This is a genomic window from Peribacillus sp. R9-11 (assembly GCF_031345095.1).
Classification (GTDB): Bacteria; Bacillota; Bacilli; order Bacillales; family DSM-1321; genus Peribacillus; species Peribacillus butanolivorans.
In genome coordinates, this window is record NZ_CP133763.1 from 2,296,223 (window position 1) to 2,315,773 (window position 19,551).

The window sequence follows — 19,551 nt, forward strand, 5'->3', positions numbered from 1 at the left end:
ATTTCTATCGGACTAGCGAGTGGCCTAGTAAAAAATCAGACAGTAAAACAAATAAGCTTGGAGATACTTTTCCAAGTTATTTTTATTGGGAATAATATTATAAATTCATCATTGAGGTGTTCTTTATAAAAATTCTTGTTCCCTTTTGTCTCTTCAGTAATTCCATTTATCATTATTTTAAATAGCACCTACATTTGAACCTATAAATCAACCCTTTCCTTTAACATAGCCAAAAATATACGATGGATCTTCTATATCCCCGGTTAGTGGTGATTGAGGAAATAGGGTTGTTACAGTCATTGATGTGGCAAATAGAAATGTTTTCTCCAATATCACACGATTAACGTATGATATGGATAATTTATCAATAAGGGCCCAGGTCTATTAATGAACTGAATGTACAAAAATATGTATCCTCTAGTGGAACGAATAGAGAAAGACCAAATAAATAACTGATTACTCAAAAAAATCGTATTTCGGTCCATTAACAGACATTAACTATCTAACTATTCAGTATATTTTGAAAAAAGCAGGAGGATGAATGAATACAAAAGTATTAGTTATCGGCCCTATGGATTTAGTAGAACTAGTAGTCACTATCGGCCAATCATACTCCGCTATTACCATGTTACCTGCTCCTTACAATCATGAACAGGAAACATTAGATGTGATAAAAAAAAGAGCCGACGAAGCGGATGTTTTATTATTTGCAGGCACTATCCCTTATCAGATAGCTAAAAACCAAAACATTACTAAGCCAATGGTTTTTATTCCATCAACAGGAACATCTTTGTATCGTACTCTTTTTAAAATTATTACTGAAACTGAGTTTAACCCAATCAAAGCACCATTGAGGATTAGTATAGATACATTGCCGAATAGAGAAGTAAAAGAGTGTCTAGAGGATTTAGAGATATATCCAGAAAAGATTTTTCTGAATACCGATCAAAAAGCTGAGGAAATGGTTCAATTTCATTATGAACTGTGGAGTAACAATCAAACTCAAGTAGCCATTACTTGTGTTAAATCCGTATATGAATCGTTAAAAGGGCTAGGGGTGCTAGTATTCAGGGTTCTCCCTACTAAGTCTGCTATTCGAACCAGCCTGAATAATGTTCTTTTAGAAGGGAAGGCCTTGCTCCAAAGCGATACCCAAATTGCGATTGGAATACTGCATTTTAATAATTTGCTTTCGTCTTTACATAAGCCATTATCAGAGTATGGAGAACAGCGTAAAAAGGCTGTACTACAAAATCTTCTTATAGATTTTTGTGAAGAAGCTCAAGCTATTTTTGATTGGTCAGAACGGGATGAGGTGCGATTTATAACCACTCGCGGTGCAATTGAGAGGACGACCCAAAAATATAAAAAAGCTCCGTTATTAGATGAGATAGCCATGAAAATTGATATAGAGACCACCATCGGAATTGGATTTGGACATACTGCAAACGAAGCAGAAGTGAGTGCTCGTAAAGCACTTACGAAGGCAAAAGTGAATAAACCCAGTTGCTTTGTGGTTGACATGGATGAAACAGTTTATGGGCCTGTTGGAAAAGATGGAAGATTGAAATATTCCTTACGGAGTGATGACCCACATCTAATGGACTTAGCAAAAAAAGCTGGACTCAGTATTGCAACCATCAATAAATTACTTTCCTTTTGTGAGTGCTTCGGCAGTAAATGCATCACGGCAAATGATCTTGCTAACGGTCTAGGTTTGACCATTAGGAGCGCAAGGAGAATTCTTAATACACTTGAAAATACTAATTTAGCTGTCATTGTTGGTGAGGAACAGCCTATACACCGCGGTAGACCGCGACAGCTTTATGAATTTCAATTTTTTATGGAGTCTGTTAGATAGAGTTTTTTTTACTATTGAAGAAAGGGGTTATTTTATGAGGATAGCAATCGGTCAGTTGGCCCATGAAACGAATACGTTTTCTCGAGTAAGAACGACTGTCGACTTATTTAAAATATGGGAATGGACCCAAGGAAAGGAACTTCTCGAAAGGCATACTGGTGTCCTAGATTATTTGGGTGGGATGATTGACCGGGGAGAAGAGCTTGGGATTGAAATTGTGCCGACCTTCGCAGCCATGGCCAATCCTTCAGGAACGATAACACAGGAAGCATTTCAAATTGCAAAAAATCTATTAATATCTAGCATAATGAATTCTGGCAAACTTGATGGTATTTGTCTGTTTCTTCATGGAGCCGGAGTAGCTGAAGGAATTGACGATATTGAAGGTGAGATTTTATCGGAATTAAGAAGCGTTGTGGGTTCCGAAATCCCTATCGTAGCTGCATTGGATTTGCATGGTAATATTACCGAAACCATGGTTAAAGAAGCAGATGCACTACTCGGCAATATAGATTACCCTCATACGGATTCCTATGAAAGGGGGATTGAAGCGATTGATGTAACAGCTTGTATTATTCAAGGGAAAGTCAACCCAGAAATGGCCTTAACTAAATTACCATTACTTATTCCTACTACAACTTCTTACTATTCTCCAATTAATGAAATCAATGACTGGTGCCAAGAATGGGAAAGTCATCCTGAGGTGCTTGATTGTACTGTATTTCACGGCTTTCCATATTCAGATATTCCTCATGCAGGTGTTTCGGTTATTACCATTACGAATAATGAACCCTCTTTAGCACAGAAAATTTCAGATGATATAGCTGCTAGAATTTTTGAGAAAAAAGATGAATTTTTTCCTATCTTGCTTTCACCAAAGAAAGCAATTTCATATGCTTCCACTCGGAATGAAATGCCCATCGTCATTAACGAAGCTTCCGATAACCCTGGTGCAGGTACACCAGGTGATGGCACCTTTTTATTGAAGGAAATGATTGAAGCAAACATTCCAAATAGTTGCTTTGGATTTATTTTTGATCCAGGAGTAGCGGAAATAGCCCATAAAGAAGGTGTGGGTTCCCTGATTCAAGTGGAATTAGGAGGTAAAACAGATACATTACACGGGAAACCTCTAAAAATATTAGCCTATGTAAAAAGTCTGTCTGATGGCAAGTTTATTCAATCCTCACCGATGTGGAATGGTAGCAAAGTAAACTTGGGGAGAAGTGCAAGATTATCGGTCGGAAAAGTGGATATCATCGTATGTTCTGTAAATTCACAGACATTTGATGAACAAATATTCCTCCTTCATGGAATAGATGTTGAAAAATCAAGTATTGTTGGTTTGAAATCAGCTCACCATTTCCGAGCAGCCTTCATGCCTATTGCTAAAGAAATTATAACGGTTGACTCGCCTGGGTTAAGCAGTGTCAAGTTATCAACCTTTGACTACAAGAATATAAGCAGACCTATATACCCTTTTGATTCTATAAGAAATCATCTATTAGTCTAACTAAACTTATAAAGGATGTGGCAAAATGCTAGACGTGATAATAAAAAATGGAAGAGTTTATGATGGAACAGGAAACCCATGGACGAAAACGGATATTGGAATCAAGGATGGGAAAATTGCTTTTATAGGAAATTTAGGCAGAGAACAAGCTGTACAAACTATCGATGCTAAAGGATTGGCGGTTTCACCAGGATTTATTGATCCTCATGTCCATTCTGATTTACTATGCACCGTTCCTGAAGTTCATAAAATAAAGGCACTTCAAGGTGTGACTACAGAATTATTTGGACAGGATGGTATTTCTGTCGCTCCTGTATCAGAAGAAACAAAGCCGTTATGGCAAAAGCAATTAAGCGGACTAAATGGCGATATAGGGGAATGGCCATGGAATAGCATTGATGAATATTTTTCATTTCTCGAAAAGTCAAAAATGGTAGGCAACGCTGCTTACCTGGTACCTCATGGAGCTGTCCGTTCCTTGGTCATGGGATTTGAGAATAGAACCGCTACTAAACAAGAATTGAAAAAAATGCGTTCGTTAGTCGAGGAAGGAATGCGTATGGGAGCAGTAGGGTTGTCCTCCGGATTGGTATATCCCCCAAATATTTTCTCGAATAAGGAAGAATTAATTGAAATATGTAAGGGTACCGCCAAATATGACGGCTGTTTCGTTGTCCATATTCGCAATGAAAGCATTCATTCTTTGTCAGCTTTGGATGAAGTCATAGATGTCTCCAGACAATCCGATGTAAGACTTCATATTTCCCATTTTAAGATAATAGGCCAGGGAAATCGGGATAAATTTAAGAAAGCACTAGACAAGATGGACGCCGCAAGACAGGAAGGAATTGAAATTACCTTTGATCAATATCCATATTCAGCTGCTTCAACCGTTTTTCATGCCATTCTTCCACCTTGGATGCACTCAGGAGGAACGGAAGAGACGCTGATTCGATTGGGTATTCCTGAAGTCCGAAAAAGAATATCCAATGAATTTAAAACTAACACAGAGTACGAAAACTGGGTTTTAAATTGTGGTTGGAAAAATATCATTATTACATCCGTTCAAACGGCTTCGAATAAATGCTTTGAAGGTAAGAATATGATTGAAATTGCAGAAATCAGGCAGCAGTCCCCTGAAGATGCCGCATTTGATATTCTGATTGAGGAAAAAGGAAATGTAGCCATGGTTATTCATTGGGGCTTTGCGGATGATGTTCTGTTGGGTATGTGTCATCCACTGCAAATGGTAGGATCAGATGGAATTTTTGGTGGCAAGCCGCATCCTCGATTATATGGGACATTTCCGAGAGTATTAGGCAAGTACGTAAGAGAAGATGGAGCTTTGACGCTTGAACAAGCAATTCGTCGAATGACAGGTGCACCTGCGCAGCTCATGAGATTGAAGGATAGGGGATTAATAAAAATGGGATATCAGGCAGATATTGTTATATTTGATCCCGAAAAAATTAAAGATCGGGCTACATTTGATGATCCGCTATTAGAGCCTGAAGGCATACTTATGGTTTATATAAACGGAAAATTAACCGTTCATCATGGGAGATACACAGGTGCACGAGATGGGCATGTAATTAGAGCAGTCCGACATTCAAAAATAGATTTAGTTGGAAAAATGTAATTTTTTATAAATACTTCACTATTAATTAGTCTGTTGAAAAATGAAAGATTAAAAGAAAAGGGAGGAATAAGATGAATCGTTACATTGGAAGGTCCCAAAACAAGCACTTTATACTATTTTTGCTGTTCGTTGGTTATCTGGTTGATTATTTGGATCGGATGGTCATGAGTGTAGCTGTTGTATCTATTAAAGAAGAATTTAATTTGGATGCTGCTGCAGTAGGGGCAATCTTGAGTAGCTTCTTCTTATCCTATGCAATCATGCAAATACCAGGAGGATGGCTGACAGATAAACTGGGTTCAAGAAAAGTGTTAATATGGTCCATCATTGTGTGGTCGGTTTTTACCGTATTTACTGGTTTTGCCTGGTCTCTAATCTCGTTACTTGTCATACGATTTCTTTTCGGGCTTGGTCAAGGAGGATATCCTTCCGCTTCGCAAAAAGGTATTGCGGATTATTATCCCCGGGATGAAAGGCCAAAGGCTTCTGCTTACTTAATGTCATCCAATTACTTTGGGATGGCGCTTGCTCCGTTAGTAGCTGCACCGATGATTTTATTTATGGGCTGGAGAAACATGTTTTATGTAATCGGATTGTGCTTTCTGGGTGTATTTTAAACCAAAAGAAAGTACTGCCTCTAACAAAACATTAAAAGAGAATAGTGTTCCTTTGAAGGAATTGTTGGCGAATTCTGGATTGTGGAAAATAACTGTCATGTGGTTTGCTGCCGGAATAGTCAACTGGGGACTTTCCTCCTGGATTCCATCCTATCTAATGGAAGATAGGGGAATGGATCTTTTGTCCATGGGTTTTTATGCAGCACTCCCGGGTCTCTCTACAGGAGTTGCTATGCTTTTTAGTGGATGGCTGCTTGACCGCTTTTTTAATAATTTGGAAAAGTATTATGCGGCATTTGGCATGCTGATGTCTGGAATATTCCTATACTTGATGTTTACCTCGACCTCCATTGTGGCAGCAATGGTATATTTGAATCTTTGTATGATCTTTAAGAGCTTTGCCTTTACAGTTGCTTTTGCTTTGCCGCATAAAATCATGTCCAAAAAGGTTATCGGTTCTGCAATGGGTGTAATTAATATGGGGGCACAGGCGGCTGGTTTTATATCACCACTCGTCATGGGCTTTATCATCAGCCTTACAGGTTCTTTTAACGGAGCGTTTTGGTTCTTAATTGTATGTTCTGGAATTTCAATAATCGCAGCACTTTCTATTAAAAAGAATAATCAAATAGCGCAATCAAATGATGTTGACTTATTAGCATAGGAACGATAAGCAAAGACTTTCTCTTAAATAAATCTCTTGAGGTTTTAACTAAAACTAAAAGTATATAGTGAAAATAAAAAAAACTCGAATCAGGCCTATAGAAACCAATTCGGGTTTTTTTATCTTTAATTTTAGGCAGCCATTTGTAGAGTCCACAATTGAAAGAATCAAACATGCAAGAAAAATAGTGAACAGTATATTACTTATCGAGCAGATCTACGACGTGGACAGATCCATTGTTTTTTGCTCAATAGGTTTTGTTGAAGAAATGTTAAAAGTCGACTCCTTAAAGGAAATCGGCTTTTTCTAAGTCATATTTTGTTTAACAGACAATAGTTGATGTACCAAATGTTATTTTGGGTATACCCTTTTAAAACAGATTAGAGCACAGGAAATGCATGTGCGAAATTATTCGATTAGGGTTGTTCAAGATAGAAGTTATTTACCCGGTCGTAAAAGTACACTTTTAAATCAGTACAGACCATCTTAAAAAATGGGTTGTACTGGATTTAGGTCAATGTTTTTCATCCTAAAACTCTTATCATAACTAAATATTCTAAGAGTTGACTTAATACATAACCTTGATAATAACGTTAAGATTAAGTTCTATTTGATTGTATAAGTTCTCTTTAATAGATGGAATAGTACACAAAGAATGTTCTGTGAAAAAATGTATAATTCCCCTGTTGTATATTGTCTCAAATACAATTTTAAAAAATATAATGTCTTTACACCTATAAAAAAGTAAAATCTTTCGAAGTTTATTAAGTATGGAAATCTGAAAATAGTATATGCAATAATGTTTTTAATTTGGTTTATATAAAATACAAAAATAAATGTATTATGACTATCAATAACGGTCTTTGTAAATATTCTGAAATAATTTGATATAGGAAAAGAAAGAAGTGATTCATTTATTGATAGAATTCAGTGTTTGTTTACCCTCGATACTGATGTGAAATGAGAGAAAGTAACAAAATGTTTGGATGAAAAATCAGAAGACGTTTTACTAGAGTTGCTAAAAACGATTGAAAACATTATGTTTATAAATCTGAATAACGACAAAGGTAAGGATATATTTAAGGCTGCTTTTATACGTTATGTACGTTTGATTAAAATGATATTACTTATATTTTTAACTTTTGGATAGGGTTTAACTCCATTTTCCTGAACGATTATATTATTCTTTTATATTGATTTTATTTAAGGGCGGTTACATAGCATGGGGAGAATGGATAAGAGACAACAACGAAAATTTGCATTAAGAAAGATATGGAATCAGAGGTATTCCAAAAAGCTTCTATTAAAGATAATGGCCATAGTTACAACATTTACTATATGCGTTTTACTTATTCTTAATATGTTTATTTGGACCACTGATGTAAGTAAATTAGAGAATCCTGTACCACAACCGACAATTATCTACGACCAAGCGGGAAGCGTTGCAAGTAAGATTTCGACTTCAAATATTGAGGGAGTTAGTATTAAACAAATTCCTAGCGATTTGATAAATGCAGTCATTTCAACTGAGGATCAGCGTTTTTACGATCACCATGGTATTAATTACGTAGGTATTGCTAGAGCTATGGTTAAGAATCTATTTAGTGGGGGAATTGTAGCGGGGGGAAGTACAATAACACAACAGTTAGCTAAAAATGTATTTCTTACCCAGGAACGTACATATACAAGAAAGTTCAAAGAGCTCATTTTTACTAAAAAAATTGAACGGACATACTCTAAAGATAAGATTATGGAACGATATTTAAATCAAATCTATTTTGGAGAAGGTGCTTGGGGAATTCAGCGGGCTGCTCAAGTATACTTTGGAAAAGACGTAAACAAATTAACATTAAGTGAGTCCGCAATGCTAGCAGGACTTATTAAGGCACCTTCTATCCTGTCGCCATTTAAAAATTACGACAAGGCAATTCAGCGTAGAAATATTGTATTGTCACTTATGAAGAATGAAGGCTATATTAGCGGAAGTGATTTAGAGAAAGCCATGCAACAATTGATAGTGTTAGAAGGAAAGAAAACAGAAGACTATAAAGGGAAATATCCTCATTATGTAGATAACATTATTGATGAGGCAATTAATAAGTATCATCTCACACAAAACGAAGTGCTTTCAGGTGGTCTCCGGATTTATACAGAATTAAATCCTAGGATGCAGAATGCTGTTGAAGAGGTATATAAAAGTGAAAATATGTTTCCAAAAAGTCAGCCAGATCGATTGATTCAAAGTGGGGCAATCTTAATTAACCCTTCGACAGGAGGAATCAATGCTCTTATTGGAGGAAGAGGAGAGCACAGCTTCCGCCAGTATAATCGTGCAACACAATTAAAAAGACAACCAGGGTCAATAATGAAACCATTGTCAGTATACACCCCTGCGTTGGAACAAGGCTATGACATCTTTGATATGTTACAAGATAGCCCCCTTAATATTGATGGATATCAACCTCAGAATTATGACAAACAATTTCGCGGTAGCGTTTCTATGTATGATGCTGTAGTTCATTCCTATAATGTACCAGCTGTCTGTTTGTTGCAAAAGATAGGACTAGAGTACGGGGGCAAGGCAGTGGAACGTTTTGGAGTCACATTGGAACAAAAAGACTATATTCCCGGTCTAGCTTTAGGGGGTATGAACAAAGGAACTTCTCCATTGCAAATGGCACAAGCCTTTTCCGCTTTCCCTAACGATGGAATTATGGTAGAAGCACATGGTATTCAACGCATCGAGAACGCCAGTGGCGAAACACTCGGAAAGTGGAATAAAAAAGAAAGTCGAGTAACAGAACCATCTGTTGCCCAAAAAATCACTTTTATGCTGAAAGGTGTTGTAAACGAAGGAACAGGGGTAAAGGCTCAGATTGAAGGTAGAGAAATTGCCGGTAAAACAGGAACTACACAACTGCCATTTTCTACGCAAAATGGAGCGAAGGATCATTGGTTTGTAGGGTATACTCCGCAAGTTGTAGGAGCCATTTGGTTAGGATACGACAAAACAGATCAAACCCATTATCTCTCATCGTCCAGTAGTGGAACTGCTACTGTTATTTTTAAAGAGATTTTATTGAAATCTGGCAATGAGGTCCCTACTAAAGGGTTTGACCTATCATTACTTGGAGGCAACTATATAAAACAATTAGAAAAGAAAGTAAAGGCTAAAGAAGAAAAGAGAAAACAAGATAATGAAAACCAAAGTGGAATCAAAGCACCAAAAATTGAAGAGAACAAAAGCCATGAAAATAAAAAACATTTAAAAGAAATAAAAAACAAAAATAAAGAAAACAAAGATAAGAAAAAAAATAAGGGAAAAGATGATAAAAAAAACAAAGTTAAGAAAGAAAAAAAGGAGAATCATGGATAAGGAAGGGGGAGTAATTATAATGACTGTTTTGTTCGGTACGGTAGAATACTTTGAACAAGAAATGCTAAGACACTTAGAAATTAGTCGAATGGGAAAATGGACTAAAGAAGATGAAATCTCATTAATATATTCAAGATTAGAAAATGAAATTTTATACGACTTTGTATGTGACGAAAAAGTTCGAATAGAATGTTTGAAAAATCTTGCCTATGCAGATAAAAGGTTAAGGATAAAAGACTATCAACCTATAAATGTCAATGAAAAATATAGTGTAGTGTAACCATTTGGATGAGTAACACTAGCTATAGCTATTGAACCTTACATGCGGTTTGCTTTTTGTAATAAATGTAATAGATACCGTTAGCTCATAAAATTTGGAAAATGTAATTTTACCTCATTCGAAAAAGTACACTTTTATGAACAAAAAAAGCCCTTAGTAGATGAATGAACTGTGCCCCATTTTACGGACAGTATAAAAAAGTGCCTAAGCGGCTAATAAGTGGTCCCGGTATTGTACCGGGGCCATTTTCTTTAGCCCCCATTGATAACGATGTTCATTATATTCTTCAATAACTCGATCAATTTCTTCCTTCACATCCGTTAAATTAGTACATGTTTTATATTCTGCCAAATCCTTAAAGTGGCCAAAGAAACTTTCCATTGGCGCATTATCCCAACAGTTTCCCTTGCGGGACATGGATTGGGTTATCCCAAGTTCCTTCACTTTGCGTTGAAATAGCGGATGGGTGTAATGGAACCCCTGGTCAGAATGAAGGATTGCACTCGGGTGGAACTCGTGACACACAGCCTGCTTTAGCTTATTTAAAGTCTCGTAAGCGATATCCATTTCTAATGAAGTAGATAAATGGTACGTAACGATTTCTTTTGTGGCGGCATCTTTTACGCAGGATAAATACGCTTTTTGGCCTTTCCCATAATAAAGATAGGTAATGTCAGTAAGCAGGACCTTCCCTGGCACCTCCTGATTGAATTCACGATTAAGGAGGTTTGGACAAGTAAGGTGCTCCTTGGTTGCCTTGGCCATCTTCCGATACGGGTTGGCCCTTCTGATTTTCGCTAGGAGATTATATTTTGTCATCAACCGTCTGATTTTCTTATGATTCATTACGGCCGAGTAGTCATTCTCCATAATCATTTTGATTTGGAGGGCGCCTACTTTTTCCTTTTTACTGATGAAGATATTTCTGATCAATTTTATGTCCAATTCATCCTGTTCTTCACGAAGCTCACGGTAAGGAGCTGCCTTTAACCAATCATAGTAGCCACTTCGACTTACACCAGCCAATTTGCATAGATAAGAAACAGCCTTCTTTAATTGGTGTATTCTGATCGTCCTTTCAATCAGATAGAACTTCTCAGCAGCAGTTAGAATCATTTCTTTTTCAGAGCCTGCCTTTCTAGCTCTTCCAGCTTTTTTAGGAAGTCATTTTCTGCTTCAAGGAATTTGATTCTCGCCTCGGCCTTCCTAAGTTGATCCTCTACAGACTGTGGCTTGGAAGTGGGGCGTCCTGTACTTCCTTTTCCACGGCGTTCCGTAAGGAAGCCTTCCTCACCAAACCTTTCAAAGGTACTACGCCAGCGCTGTAGACAACGTTTGGGTTGTTTCTTTCCAATTATTTCGAGATTAATTCCCTGGTCAATGAAAATTTGAGAGGGGGCTTTCCCCTTTTTATATTCCTTAACAGCTTTTGTCTTAAATTCAGGACTATAGGAAATAGATCGCTCGGAAGCACTAATGATATTTGGATTCTTTTCAAGTTCTTTAATCTGAAATTCAGTATATATATTCTTACTCATAGAAACCCTCCGTCCATACTCATTACATCTATTGAAACATAAAAAAACCCGGATAAGGGACACTTTTTTATGTGTGTCCGTTATCCGGGGTATAGTTCAGAAAAAAGGGCTTTTTTGTATTTTTAATTGATGGAAACCATTGGATACCTCATATAACCCAACAATAGAATGTAGAAAAAACATGAAGGACGAGAGTCAGGGAGATGAAGTGTTGGGAGCCCTGAACGTTTCGCCCTTCAAAGTTAATGTTCTCCATTTCGTAAAAGATATACAATGATGGTTAAAATGACTGAATTGTAGGAGCAATGATCTGGGATAAAAAATGTAGCACGGTTTCTTGTATGTACTTTAAATAACCAGAAATTTGTTGTAATAATTATAAGCTAGAAGAGCGAAAAAACTGAGCATTATGGAATAACGAAACCACCATGAAGCATATAAGGTCTTTACAAGGAATAAAATGAATGAAATATATGAAGGAAAGCGGGGCAGTGCATTTGAAAATCCATGTGGTGAATAAGGGGGATTCCTTGTGGAAGATTTCCCAGCAATATGGTGTCAGCACCAACCGAATAGTTAGGATTAATGGCCTTGAAAATCCCGAAAAGTTAGTGATTGGCCTAGCACTTTTGATTCCTGAACCTTATCTTCAGTACAGAGTTCAACCAGGGGATACTCTCGAAAAAATCGTGACTCAGTTTGGAACAACCTTACAGGAAATCATGCAAACGAATCGCATCACAAATCCTTCTAATATCTATCCAGGACAAAGACTCACCATTCCGGTCATTTTTCATACAGTAAGGGAACGAGATACACTTTATGACATAGCAAGACGTTATGGAACAACAGTTCAATCCATTATGCAGACTAATCGAATTACAGACCCTTTTAGTATTTATCCCGGACAGATAGTAAAGATTCCCCAGAAACCGAAACCCACGATTGATGTGAATGGTTTTACAAACGTTTATGGGCAAAGTGGTGCGGTGCAGGTACGTGAAGTAGCCTACGATTTGACATACGTAAGTCCGTTTGGTTATAGAATGAGGCAAGATGGGAGTTTAGAAGTCATTGATGACAACCCGACCATACAAGCGGCGCAGTCAACTGGAGTTGTACCCATGATGTGCATAACGAATTTTTCCGCGACTGAAGCGGGAACAAAGCTTGCACATACGATACTTTCTGATTTAAGTTTAGTGGAAAAATTATTGACCAATGTCATAAATACGATGAAAAATAAAGGTTACCGTGGATTGAATATCGACTTTGAAAGTGTAGCATCAGAGGACCGTGATGTCTACAATCGGTTCCTCCAAAGAGCAGTGGATCGATTGCGTCCTGAAGGCTACTTTGTGTCCTCCTCCCTTGCCCCAAAAACTAGTGCCAATCAAAAGGGATTATTAGTTGAAGCACATGATTATCCAGTTCACGGACGGCTGCTCGATTTCGTTGTGCTGATGACATATGAATGGGGTTACCGAAAGGGACCGCCACAGGCTATCTCTCCCATTAATCAAATCAAGCGGGTTCTAGACTATGCAGTTACAGTGATTCCAACAAACAAAATCTTTATAGGCTTTCAAATTTATGCACGTGACTGGCTTGTTCCTCATATAGAGGGTCAAGAAGCAGAGACTTTCGACATGCAGGAAGCCATCAGGCGTGCCACCCAATATAATGTAGAAATAAAATATGACGAGACAGCCCAATCACCTTATTATAGATACAAAGACAGTCAGGGACGCACACATGAAGTTTGGTTTGAGGACGCACGCAGTGCTAAAGCCAAATTCGACCTGGTGAAGAGTTACAGGGCAAGGGGTCTCAGTTATTGGGTACTTGGTTATCCTTTCCCTCAGAATTGGGAATTACTTGGAGATACATTTATTGTACGAAAATTGTAAGGTGTTTTTTAATAGCATTGAAATTGCCCGCCCTAGAAGTTCATCATTGCTTTTTGCCTGACATGGGGTCAACAAAGTGAGCGTTTTTGGCAGAATAAGAATCAAACAATCATTATATCCTCATTTATAATCACAACTATTAAATCTTAATGCCCTTTTTGTAAAATGTGGATGAGAAGAAGCAAAAGTTACTTCATATGTCCATGCATTGCAGGAAGTTGCTGCCATGCCCAATTTTCAGGGTATACACAGACAGCTTATTTAAGGGGCGAATCTTTGGGAAATTAACGACTGCGATGGAATGATTTTTGCTGAACAAAGGTTAATTTTTAACATGTAAAGAGGTTTGAGAACAAAAATTTATCCTCTATTATGTTTTTATTGTTAGCAAAATGCTCGGAACTTATTAATACCCATTAAACAATTTGCTGGGAATCAGCTACAATATGAAGAATGCTTTAAACAAGCCGTATAAGAAATTACTGAAGCGCAAACATAGTAAGGTGAATATCAATGTCTCTTTAGGCTATTTCTACAAATTTAAATAAACGTCAAACTGAAAAACGCTGACTATGGTCAGCGTTTTTACATTTTTGAAAACAAACGGTATTAATACTTATTGCTGTTTACTTATTTAAATTATTATTCATCTTTATTATCTGGGTCAGTTGCATCTTTAGGGTCTTCAATCGGATCTTCTGTATTAGTGCCCCCATCATTATCATCGATATTATCTGGGTCAGTTGCATCTTTAGGGTCTTCAATCGGATCTTCTGTATTAGTGCCCCCGTCATTATCATCGATATTATCTGGGTCAGTTGCATCCTTAGGATCTTCAACTGGTTCTTCTTTATTAGGAGGAGCTGGATTATTATCCTTATTTGTAGTATTACAACCCATTAACATCATGGCAGAAAGAAAAACAACTGATAATAGTCTTAACCACTTTTGATTCATTTTTATCGTCCTCTCTATTGGCTTTTTACTTTCAATATTACCTTCTCCTTTCCACTTTTTTTTATACAAAAAATGTACTGTATCAACTTCATCTTCAATCACAGATAAGCTCACGATGTTGTTGTAAAGCAGCGAAATAAAATGGATGTAGAGTCACAGCAGATTTTTGCACTCAATATTTTTTCCAATTTAATCTAAACACCTGTTAACCGTTCTCTCAAATCAGGAGGGTTTAAATCAACAACGGTGTTAATCGAATTAATTTAGAACTACAACGTCAAACACAAACACAGTTAGTGTCATAATCATTTTTGAAAATGGACTCTGAAATTCTAAAGTTTTATGTCGCGTCCCTATGAATTGATTCAATAGTTAAAATAACGAATAATTAAGATTGTTTTGTATAAAAAATAAAAAAGGAGGAAGAGTTATGCGGTTACGTGAAGACTTTTAAAAGTTTTTAGGAGTAAATCTCGCTATGCATAAAACAATAGGGTTAAGTTTAGATCCGTGCTTATCACATCATAAGGTAGTAAGGTATATGGGGATAAAGTGTTAGTACCTATTAGTTTTAAAGAAAATTTGGAATTTATAGCAATGAAAATAGGAACCATTTGGATATAAAACGGTTCCTATTTAAATATTACCTTGTTTTAAAACATTACTTCGTAATAATGAGTTTTGGTTATAAAATATGGAGATAAATTGAAGGTATTATAAAGCTCTGTTTTCACCCTTCTAAAAGAGTAATAAAGGATGCCTGCGTTACAAATTGGTTTCATTTGTATTAATATGCCTTCTATTCGATTGCCCTCTTGGCTTGTTAAATTTCCCTCCATGTTTTAGATGATTTCTCCTTCCTTGAAAAATACCTATCTTCACAATGCAGCCCCAGCTACTTCTCGTTTTAGTATCAAATATTCTTTCCCATATAAATAACTAAAGGGTAGTCCATAGGCAAATTTTATGTTAATTAAATTAGTTAATAAAATATTTAAAATATTTTGACTAATGTAATTTTCTGGTTTATAATTACGGTATTCCATGGTCAGACCAACTTAGCAGTGTAAATTATGGATTAATGTAAACGGTTTCATTTTGAATTTTCACCTTGAGAGGAGTTGATATATTAAAGATATGATAACTTTAACAATGAAGAGGGTGGAAACGATTGGATGTATTATCAAAGGAGAACCAAAGTACCAATTTTGATGTAAAGAGTTCTTTTAGTTTAATTGATTGTGATGTTCACCCATTTTTGTCTTCACTTGATGAATTAGTTCTATATCTTGATGAAGCATATCAAAAACAACTTAATATTGGTAAATTTAAGAATGATAGGTTAAAAAATCAAAATAATGGTGGGTTTGAATTTCCAAAGGGCAGATATGGAAATCCGGGACATGTACTTCGGACTGATGCGATACCTCCTTGTGGAGGTATACCTGGGTCGGACCCTAAATTTTTAACAGAGGATTTATTTGATCGTTATAACACGACACACGGTATTCTAAATATTGGTCATGGAACTATGGGAGCTTATCATAATGTTAACCTTGCAGCAGAATACACAAGAGCAACGAATGACTGGCTTTACGATCGTTGGATAAAAAGTGACAAAAGATTCAAAATGACTATGGAAGTAATCCCTTTAGACCCACAACAAAGTGTTAAAGAAATAGAAAGAATTGGTCGTAAACCTGGAATAGTCGGAATTAACTTACGCGTAGTTAACATCCCGTTTGGTAAGCGTCATTTTTGGCCCATTTATGAAATTGCTGAGGAGTACGGACTTCCTATTTCCTATTGTAGTTCATCCTGATGCAGAGAATACGGCAGAATACTCTCCTGATCAGGCGATTGGTCCTGCATCAACATACATCGAATGGCATTCTACTTTGCCAATCATTGCAATGAGGCAGATCCCGAGCTTAGTTTTTGAAGGAGTTTTCGAGAAGTTTCCAAAATTGAAGTTTGCTTTTATTGAATACGGTGTTAGCTGGTTACCTCATTTAATGTGGAGGTTAGATAAAAACTGGAAGGGGCTAAGGCAGGAAGTTCCTTGGTTGAAAATACCTCCAAGTGAATACATCAGAAGAAATATTCGTTTAGGCACACAACCAATTGAGGAACCATTTAAGCCAAATCATCTTCTAGAAATGATTCAAATGGTAAATGCAGAGGACATGCTATTATTTTGCAGTGATTATCCTCATTGGGATGGAGACAATCTCAAAAGAGTTTTTCTTCGGTTCCCAGATGATTTAAAACGCAAAATATACTATGAAAATGCTTTGGAAACATTTAGGTTTTAATTTTTTTTAAGGGAGGTAAATTATTCTTGGAAGTAGAAAATACACAAAGTCAAAATCGTGTTGTTTTATTTCCTTCTGATCAACTAAAACCTGGAGAAAGAAAACTAATTAAAGTAGACCAGTTAGAAATAGCAATCATAAATGTAGATGAAAAAATATACGCTTTTCGAAATGAATGCCCACACCAAGGGATATCCATGGTTTACGGACCAGTAACGGGTACAATGGTGACCTCTAATCCTCAGGAATATAAATATGGGTTAGAAAATGAAATAATTAAATGTCCATTACATGGATGGGAATTTGATTTGAAAACGGGAAAGTCCTTTTTTTCACCTAATCAGGTTTCCCTTCTAACCTACGATGTAAAAAAAGAAGAAAAGGATATTGTACTATATCTAAAAAGAAAGCCTGAAAACATAGTACTTAAAGACTGTCATTTCACTCATATCTGTTAATAAAAGTTTCTCAAATTAGTAGAGAAGTTGGTAAGGGGGTGATAAAGGTGTTAATAGTATATCCAGATGCAGATCCGCAATTTAAAAAATTACTAACGGATGAACTTCTCGATCCATTACAACAGTTTGCCGAAATTCGTGTTTATGAAGGAAGACCAGAAACTCAAGAAGAGTTTGTTAACAGGGTAAAGGATGCCGATGGGATACTTCTGGGATGGTTAATACCGAATGAGGTTATTGCTAAATGCCCTAAATTGAAAATCATTTCATTTACCGGGATTGGTGCATCTAATTTCATTGATTTGAAATTTGCAGCGTCTCGAGGTATTACAGTTACAAATACCCCTGGATATGCAGATAATTCAGTTGCAGAACATGCATTAGGATTAATGTTTTCGCTAGCAAAAAATATTAACCAGAACCACAAAAATGTAACAAGTGGGATTTGGGATCAGTCCAAGATGATCATGGAGATAAAGGGAAAAACAATCGGTTTGATTGGATTGGGTGGAATAGGGCAGAGAATGGCTGAACTATGTAAGGTACTTGGCATGAATGTCATTTGTTGGACTTTTAACCCAAATAAAGAAAGAGCCCTAAAATTAGGTGTAACATTTACTAGCTTAGAAAAGCTTCTAGAACAATCAGATTTTGTTTCACTTCATCTGCCGTTAACTGAACAAACGAGGAAACTATTAGGCGAAAGGGAACTTTCACTGATGAAACGAGAGTCATATCTAATTAACACATCAAGAGCAGAATTAATCGATACAATTTCATTAGTTGAATTTCTTTCTTCATCACGAATTGCAGGCGCTGGTATTGATGTTTTTGATGAAGAGCCTATTTTGAAAAATAACCCGCTGCTATCAATATCAAATGTAGTTCTTAGTCCGCATATTGCATTTAATACACCCGAGGCTTCAAAAGAAATTTTTATTATAGCAATAAATAATCTAGTTCAATTTTTTAAGGGAATCAATCAAAATGTTGTTATTTAATTTATTAAGAGAGGGGAATTAAGATGAAAATTATAGTTATTGGTGGAGCGGGAATCCAAGCATTAGGGACAATTTATGATTTGTTAGAAAATGATGAAGTTACAGAGGTTATGGTTGCTGACATTTTAATAGAAAAAGCAGAAGAAAGAGCTAAGCAAATCGGAGATCCACGTTTAACAGCCAAGCAGATTAATGTTCTTAAAGAAGAAGAAACTGACAATGTCATTAAAGACTTTGATGTTATTATCAATAGCGGTCCAGCTTTTCTATGTCCAAATGTAACCAGGGCAGCATTAAAGGCGGGAGTCAATTATGTAGACCTTGGTGCTTGGCCAAAAGAAACTGCAGAACAACTAGAATTGACAGAAGAATTTGAGGCAAACGGGATCACAGCCGTCCTTGGAATGGGAAGTGGTCCTGGAATTTCAAATATGATGGCATTAGCAGGGGTAGAACAGTTAGATACAGTATCTGATATTGATATTACAATTGCCATGAAGGATTTTACAGAATATTCTTCTCCGTTAGTTACACCATATATGCTAGATACTATTATCGACGAATATACTTTGAATCCAGTGATTGTAAAAGATGGTGAAATAACGAAAATTGATCCACTTATTTCTAGACCTGTTGAATTTAAGGAACCGATTGGCCTTGCAAATCCTGTATATACAATTCATCCTGAGCCCGTTACACTCTATGATTCATTTAAAGACCAGGGTTGTAAAAATACTACCTTCAGCATTGCTCTTCCAAAGGAGTTCCATGAGAAAGTGGAGTTTTTAGTTCAGCTTGGATTTGGTAGTAAGGAACCTATTAATATGGGTGGGGTTGAGGTATCTCCAAGGCAAGCATTACTAACTGTTGCTAATCAACTTATACAACCAAAAGTGGATAAAGATCAGTATAGTGTAACTCGTGTTGACGTAACAGGTGAAAAAAATGGTCGGAAAGAGAAAGTTGTAGTTGAGGTTTATGTTGGGAGTGAAAAGAAATGGAATATTCCTGCTGGAGCATTGAAAACATCTATACCTCCATCCATTGTGGCTCAAATGCTTGCAAAGGGCCAAGTTAAACGAAAAGGTGTATATCCTCCGGAAAAATGTATTGAAACCACTGCATTCTTTAAAGAATTAGCGTTAAGAGGTATGGAAGTATACTCGAATAAGGTTGAACATACTTTGTAAAAATAAAATATTTAATACAACGTGGTTCTATTACGTTTTACGACATTAATAAAAATGATTTACCGGCAGACAACGTATTTAATTTGATGTCCTGAAAATCGCTTGCTTTGGTTCAATATCATTAGTAATAATTATTTGTGGGGGCTCAGTTTAGTATTTTACCATTAATTCGTGATATTTTATGGATTTTCGTTAAAAATGCGATTTTGTTTGTCAATTTAATAACGAAAAT

The 19,551-nt window shown here is 36.4% G+C and carries 15 protein-coding genes; 13 read left to right on the top strand and 2 right to left on the bottom strand.

Going from position 1 to position 19,551, the window contains the following annotated elements; genetic code table 11:
* Positions 1 to 541 precede the first annotated feature (541 nt).
* The 7 genes from RE409_RS11255 (at position 542) to RE409_RS11280 (ending at position 9,950) form a co-directional block, all read left to right on the top strand.
* Positions 542 to 1,861 (top strand): helix-turn-helix domain-containing protein, encoded by a 1,320-nt coding sequence (locus RE409_RS11255; protein WP_201249691.1) that lies wholly within the window; start codon positions 542 to 544, stop codon positions 1,859 to 1,861.
* Positions 1,862 to 1,895: 34 nt separating this feature from the next.
* On the top strand, positions 1,896 to 3,374 hold the full coding sequence (locus RE409_RS11260; protein WP_201224866.1) for a M81 family metallopeptidase: 1,479 nt from the start codon (positions 1,896 to 1,898) through the stop codon (positions 3,372 to 3,374).
* A gap of 25 nt (positions 3,375 to 3,399) precedes the next feature.
* Positions 3,400 to 5,013, top strand: coding sequence for an N-acyl-D-amino-acid deacylase family protein (locus tag RE409_RS11265; RefSeq protein ID WP_201249689.1), 1,614 nt, complete (start codon positions 3,400 to 3,402; stop codon positions 5,011 to 5,013).
* Between the two features lie 71 nt (positions 5,014 to 5,084).
* Positions 5,085 to 5,630 carry an MFS transporter gene (locus tag RE409_RS30665; RefSeq protein ID WP_397444162.1) on the top strand — a complete coding sequence of 182 codons (546 nt, stop codon included), beginning with the start codon at positions 5,085 to 5,087 and terminating at the stop codon, positions 5,628 to 5,630.
* Positions 5,620 to 6,294: an MFS transporter gene (locus RE409_RS30670; protein WP_397444164.1), complete on the top strand. Its 675-nt coding sequence runs from the start codon at positions 5,620 to 5,622 to the stop codon at positions 6,292 to 6,294. Before RE409_RS30665 ends, RE409_RS30670 begins: the two co-directional genes overlap by 11 nt.
* A 1,231-nt stretch (positions 6,295 to 7,525) precedes the next feature.
* Entirely contained in the window at positions 7,526 to 9,670 is a 2,145-nt protein-coding gene (locus tag RE409_RS11275; protein ID WP_309558963.1) for a transglycosylase domain-containing protein, read from the top strand.
* Positions 9,671 to 9,689: 19 nt separating this feature from the next.
* On the top strand, positions 9,690 to 9,950 hold the full coding sequence (locus tag RE409_RS11280; RefSeq protein WP_201181012.1) for a hypothetical protein: 261 nt from the start codon (positions 9,690 to 9,692) through the stop codon (positions 9,948 to 9,950).
* Positions 9,951 to 10,154: 204 nt separating this feature from the next.
* Here RE409_RS11280 and RE409_RS11285 read toward each other — a convergent pair.
* A protein-coding gene (locus RE409_RS11285; RefSeq protein ID WP_201221481.1) for an IS3 family transposase occupies positions 10,155 to 11,488 on the bottom strand; the annotation gives its coding sequence in 2 pieces (ribosomal slippage) (positions 10,155 to 11,116 and positions 11,116 to 11,488; 1,335 coding nt in all).
* A gap of 497 nt (positions 11,489 to 11,985) precedes the next feature.
* On the opposite strand from RE409_RS11285, the gene RE409_RS11290 reads away from it, so the two are divergent.
* Entirely contained in the window at positions 11,986 to 13,398 is a 1,413-nt protein-coding gene (locus RE409_RS11290) for a glycoside hydrolase family 18 protein (RefSeq protein WP_201250882.1), read from the top strand.
* Positions 13,399 to 14,040: 642 nt separating this feature from the next.
* Here RE409_RS11290 and RE409_RS11295 read toward each other — a convergent pair.
* Complete coding sequence (locus RE409_RS11295; protein ID WP_242489109.1) at positions 14,041 to 14,469, bottom strand: hypothetical protein; 429 nt, start codon at positions 14,467 to 14,469, stop codon at positions 14,041 to 14,043.
* A gap of 1,057 nt (positions 14,470 to 15,526) precedes the next feature.
* Here RE409_RS11295 and RE409_RS11300 point away from each other — a divergent pair.
* Genes RE409_RS11300 through RE409_RS11320 form a run of 5 tightly spaced genes read left to right on the top strand, consistent with a single transcriptional unit; the run spans position 15,527 to position 19,319 of the window.
* Complete coding sequence (locus RE409_RS11300) at positions 15,527 to 16,177, top strand: amidohydrolase family protein (protein ID WP_309558964.1); 651 nt, start codon at positions 15,527 to 15,529, stop codon at positions 16,175 to 16,177.
* Positions 16,125 to 16,670, top strand: coding sequence for an amidohydrolase family protein (locus tag RE409_RS11305; protein WP_309558965.1), 546 nt, complete (start codon positions 16,125 to 16,127; stop codon positions 16,668 to 16,670). The genes RE409_RS11300 and RE409_RS11305 overlap by 53 nt, the downstream gene beginning before the upstream one ends.
* A gap of 26 nt (positions 16,671 to 16,696) precedes the next feature.
* A complete protein-coding gene (locus tag RE409_RS11310) occupies positions 16,697 to 17,128 on the top strand; it encodes a Rieske (2Fe-2S) protein (RefSeq protein WP_201181008.1) in 432 nt (143 codons plus the stop codon).
* Between the two features lie 47 nt (positions 17,129 to 17,175).
* The gene (locus tag RE409_RS11315; protein WP_309558966.1) at positions 17,176 to 18,129 is read left to right on the top strand and encodes a 2-hydroxyacid dehydrogenase; all 954 of its coding nucleotides are present in this window, start codon (positions 17,176 to 17,178) and stop codon (positions 18,127 to 18,129) included.
* 23 nt (positions 18,130 to 18,152) lie between these two features.
* Entirely contained in the window at positions 18,153 to 19,319 is a 1,167-nt protein-coding gene (locus RE409_RS11320) for a saccharopine dehydrogenase family protein (protein WP_309558967.1), read from the top strand.
* Positions 19,320 to 19,551: the final 232 nt, after the last annotated feature.

Coding starts and splice junctions, on each gene's coding strand:
- RE409_RS11255 (WP_201249691.1), top strand. CDS start 542: ATGAATACAAAAGTATTAGTTATCGGCCCTATGGATTTAGTAGAACTA.
- RE409_RS11260 (WP_201224866.1), top strand. CDS start 1,896: ATGAGGATAGCAATCGGTCAGTTGGCCCATGAAACGAATACGTTTTCT.
- RE409_RS11265 (WP_201249689.1), top strand. CDS start 3,400: ATGCTAGACGTGATAATAAAAAATGGAAGAGTTTATGATGGAACAGGA.
- RE409_RS30665 (WP_397444162.1), top strand. CDS start 5,085: ATGAATCGTTACATTGGAAGGTCCCAAAACAAGCACTTTATACTATTT.
- RE409_RS11275 (WP_309558963.1), top strand. CDS start 7,526: ATGGATAAGAGACAACAACGAAAATTTGCATTAAGAAAGATATGGAAT.
- RE409_RS11280 (WP_201181012.1), top strand. CDS start 9,690: ATGACTGTTTTGTTCGGTACGGTAGAATACTTTGAACAAGAAATGCTA.
- RE409_RS11305 (WP_309558965.1), top strand. CDS start 16,125: ATGAAATTGCTGAGGAGTACGGACTTCCTATTTCCTATTGTAGTTCAT.
- RE409_RS11320 (WP_309558967.1), top strand. CDS start 18,153: ATGAAAATTATAGTTATTGGTGGAGCGGGAATCCAAGCATTAGGGACA.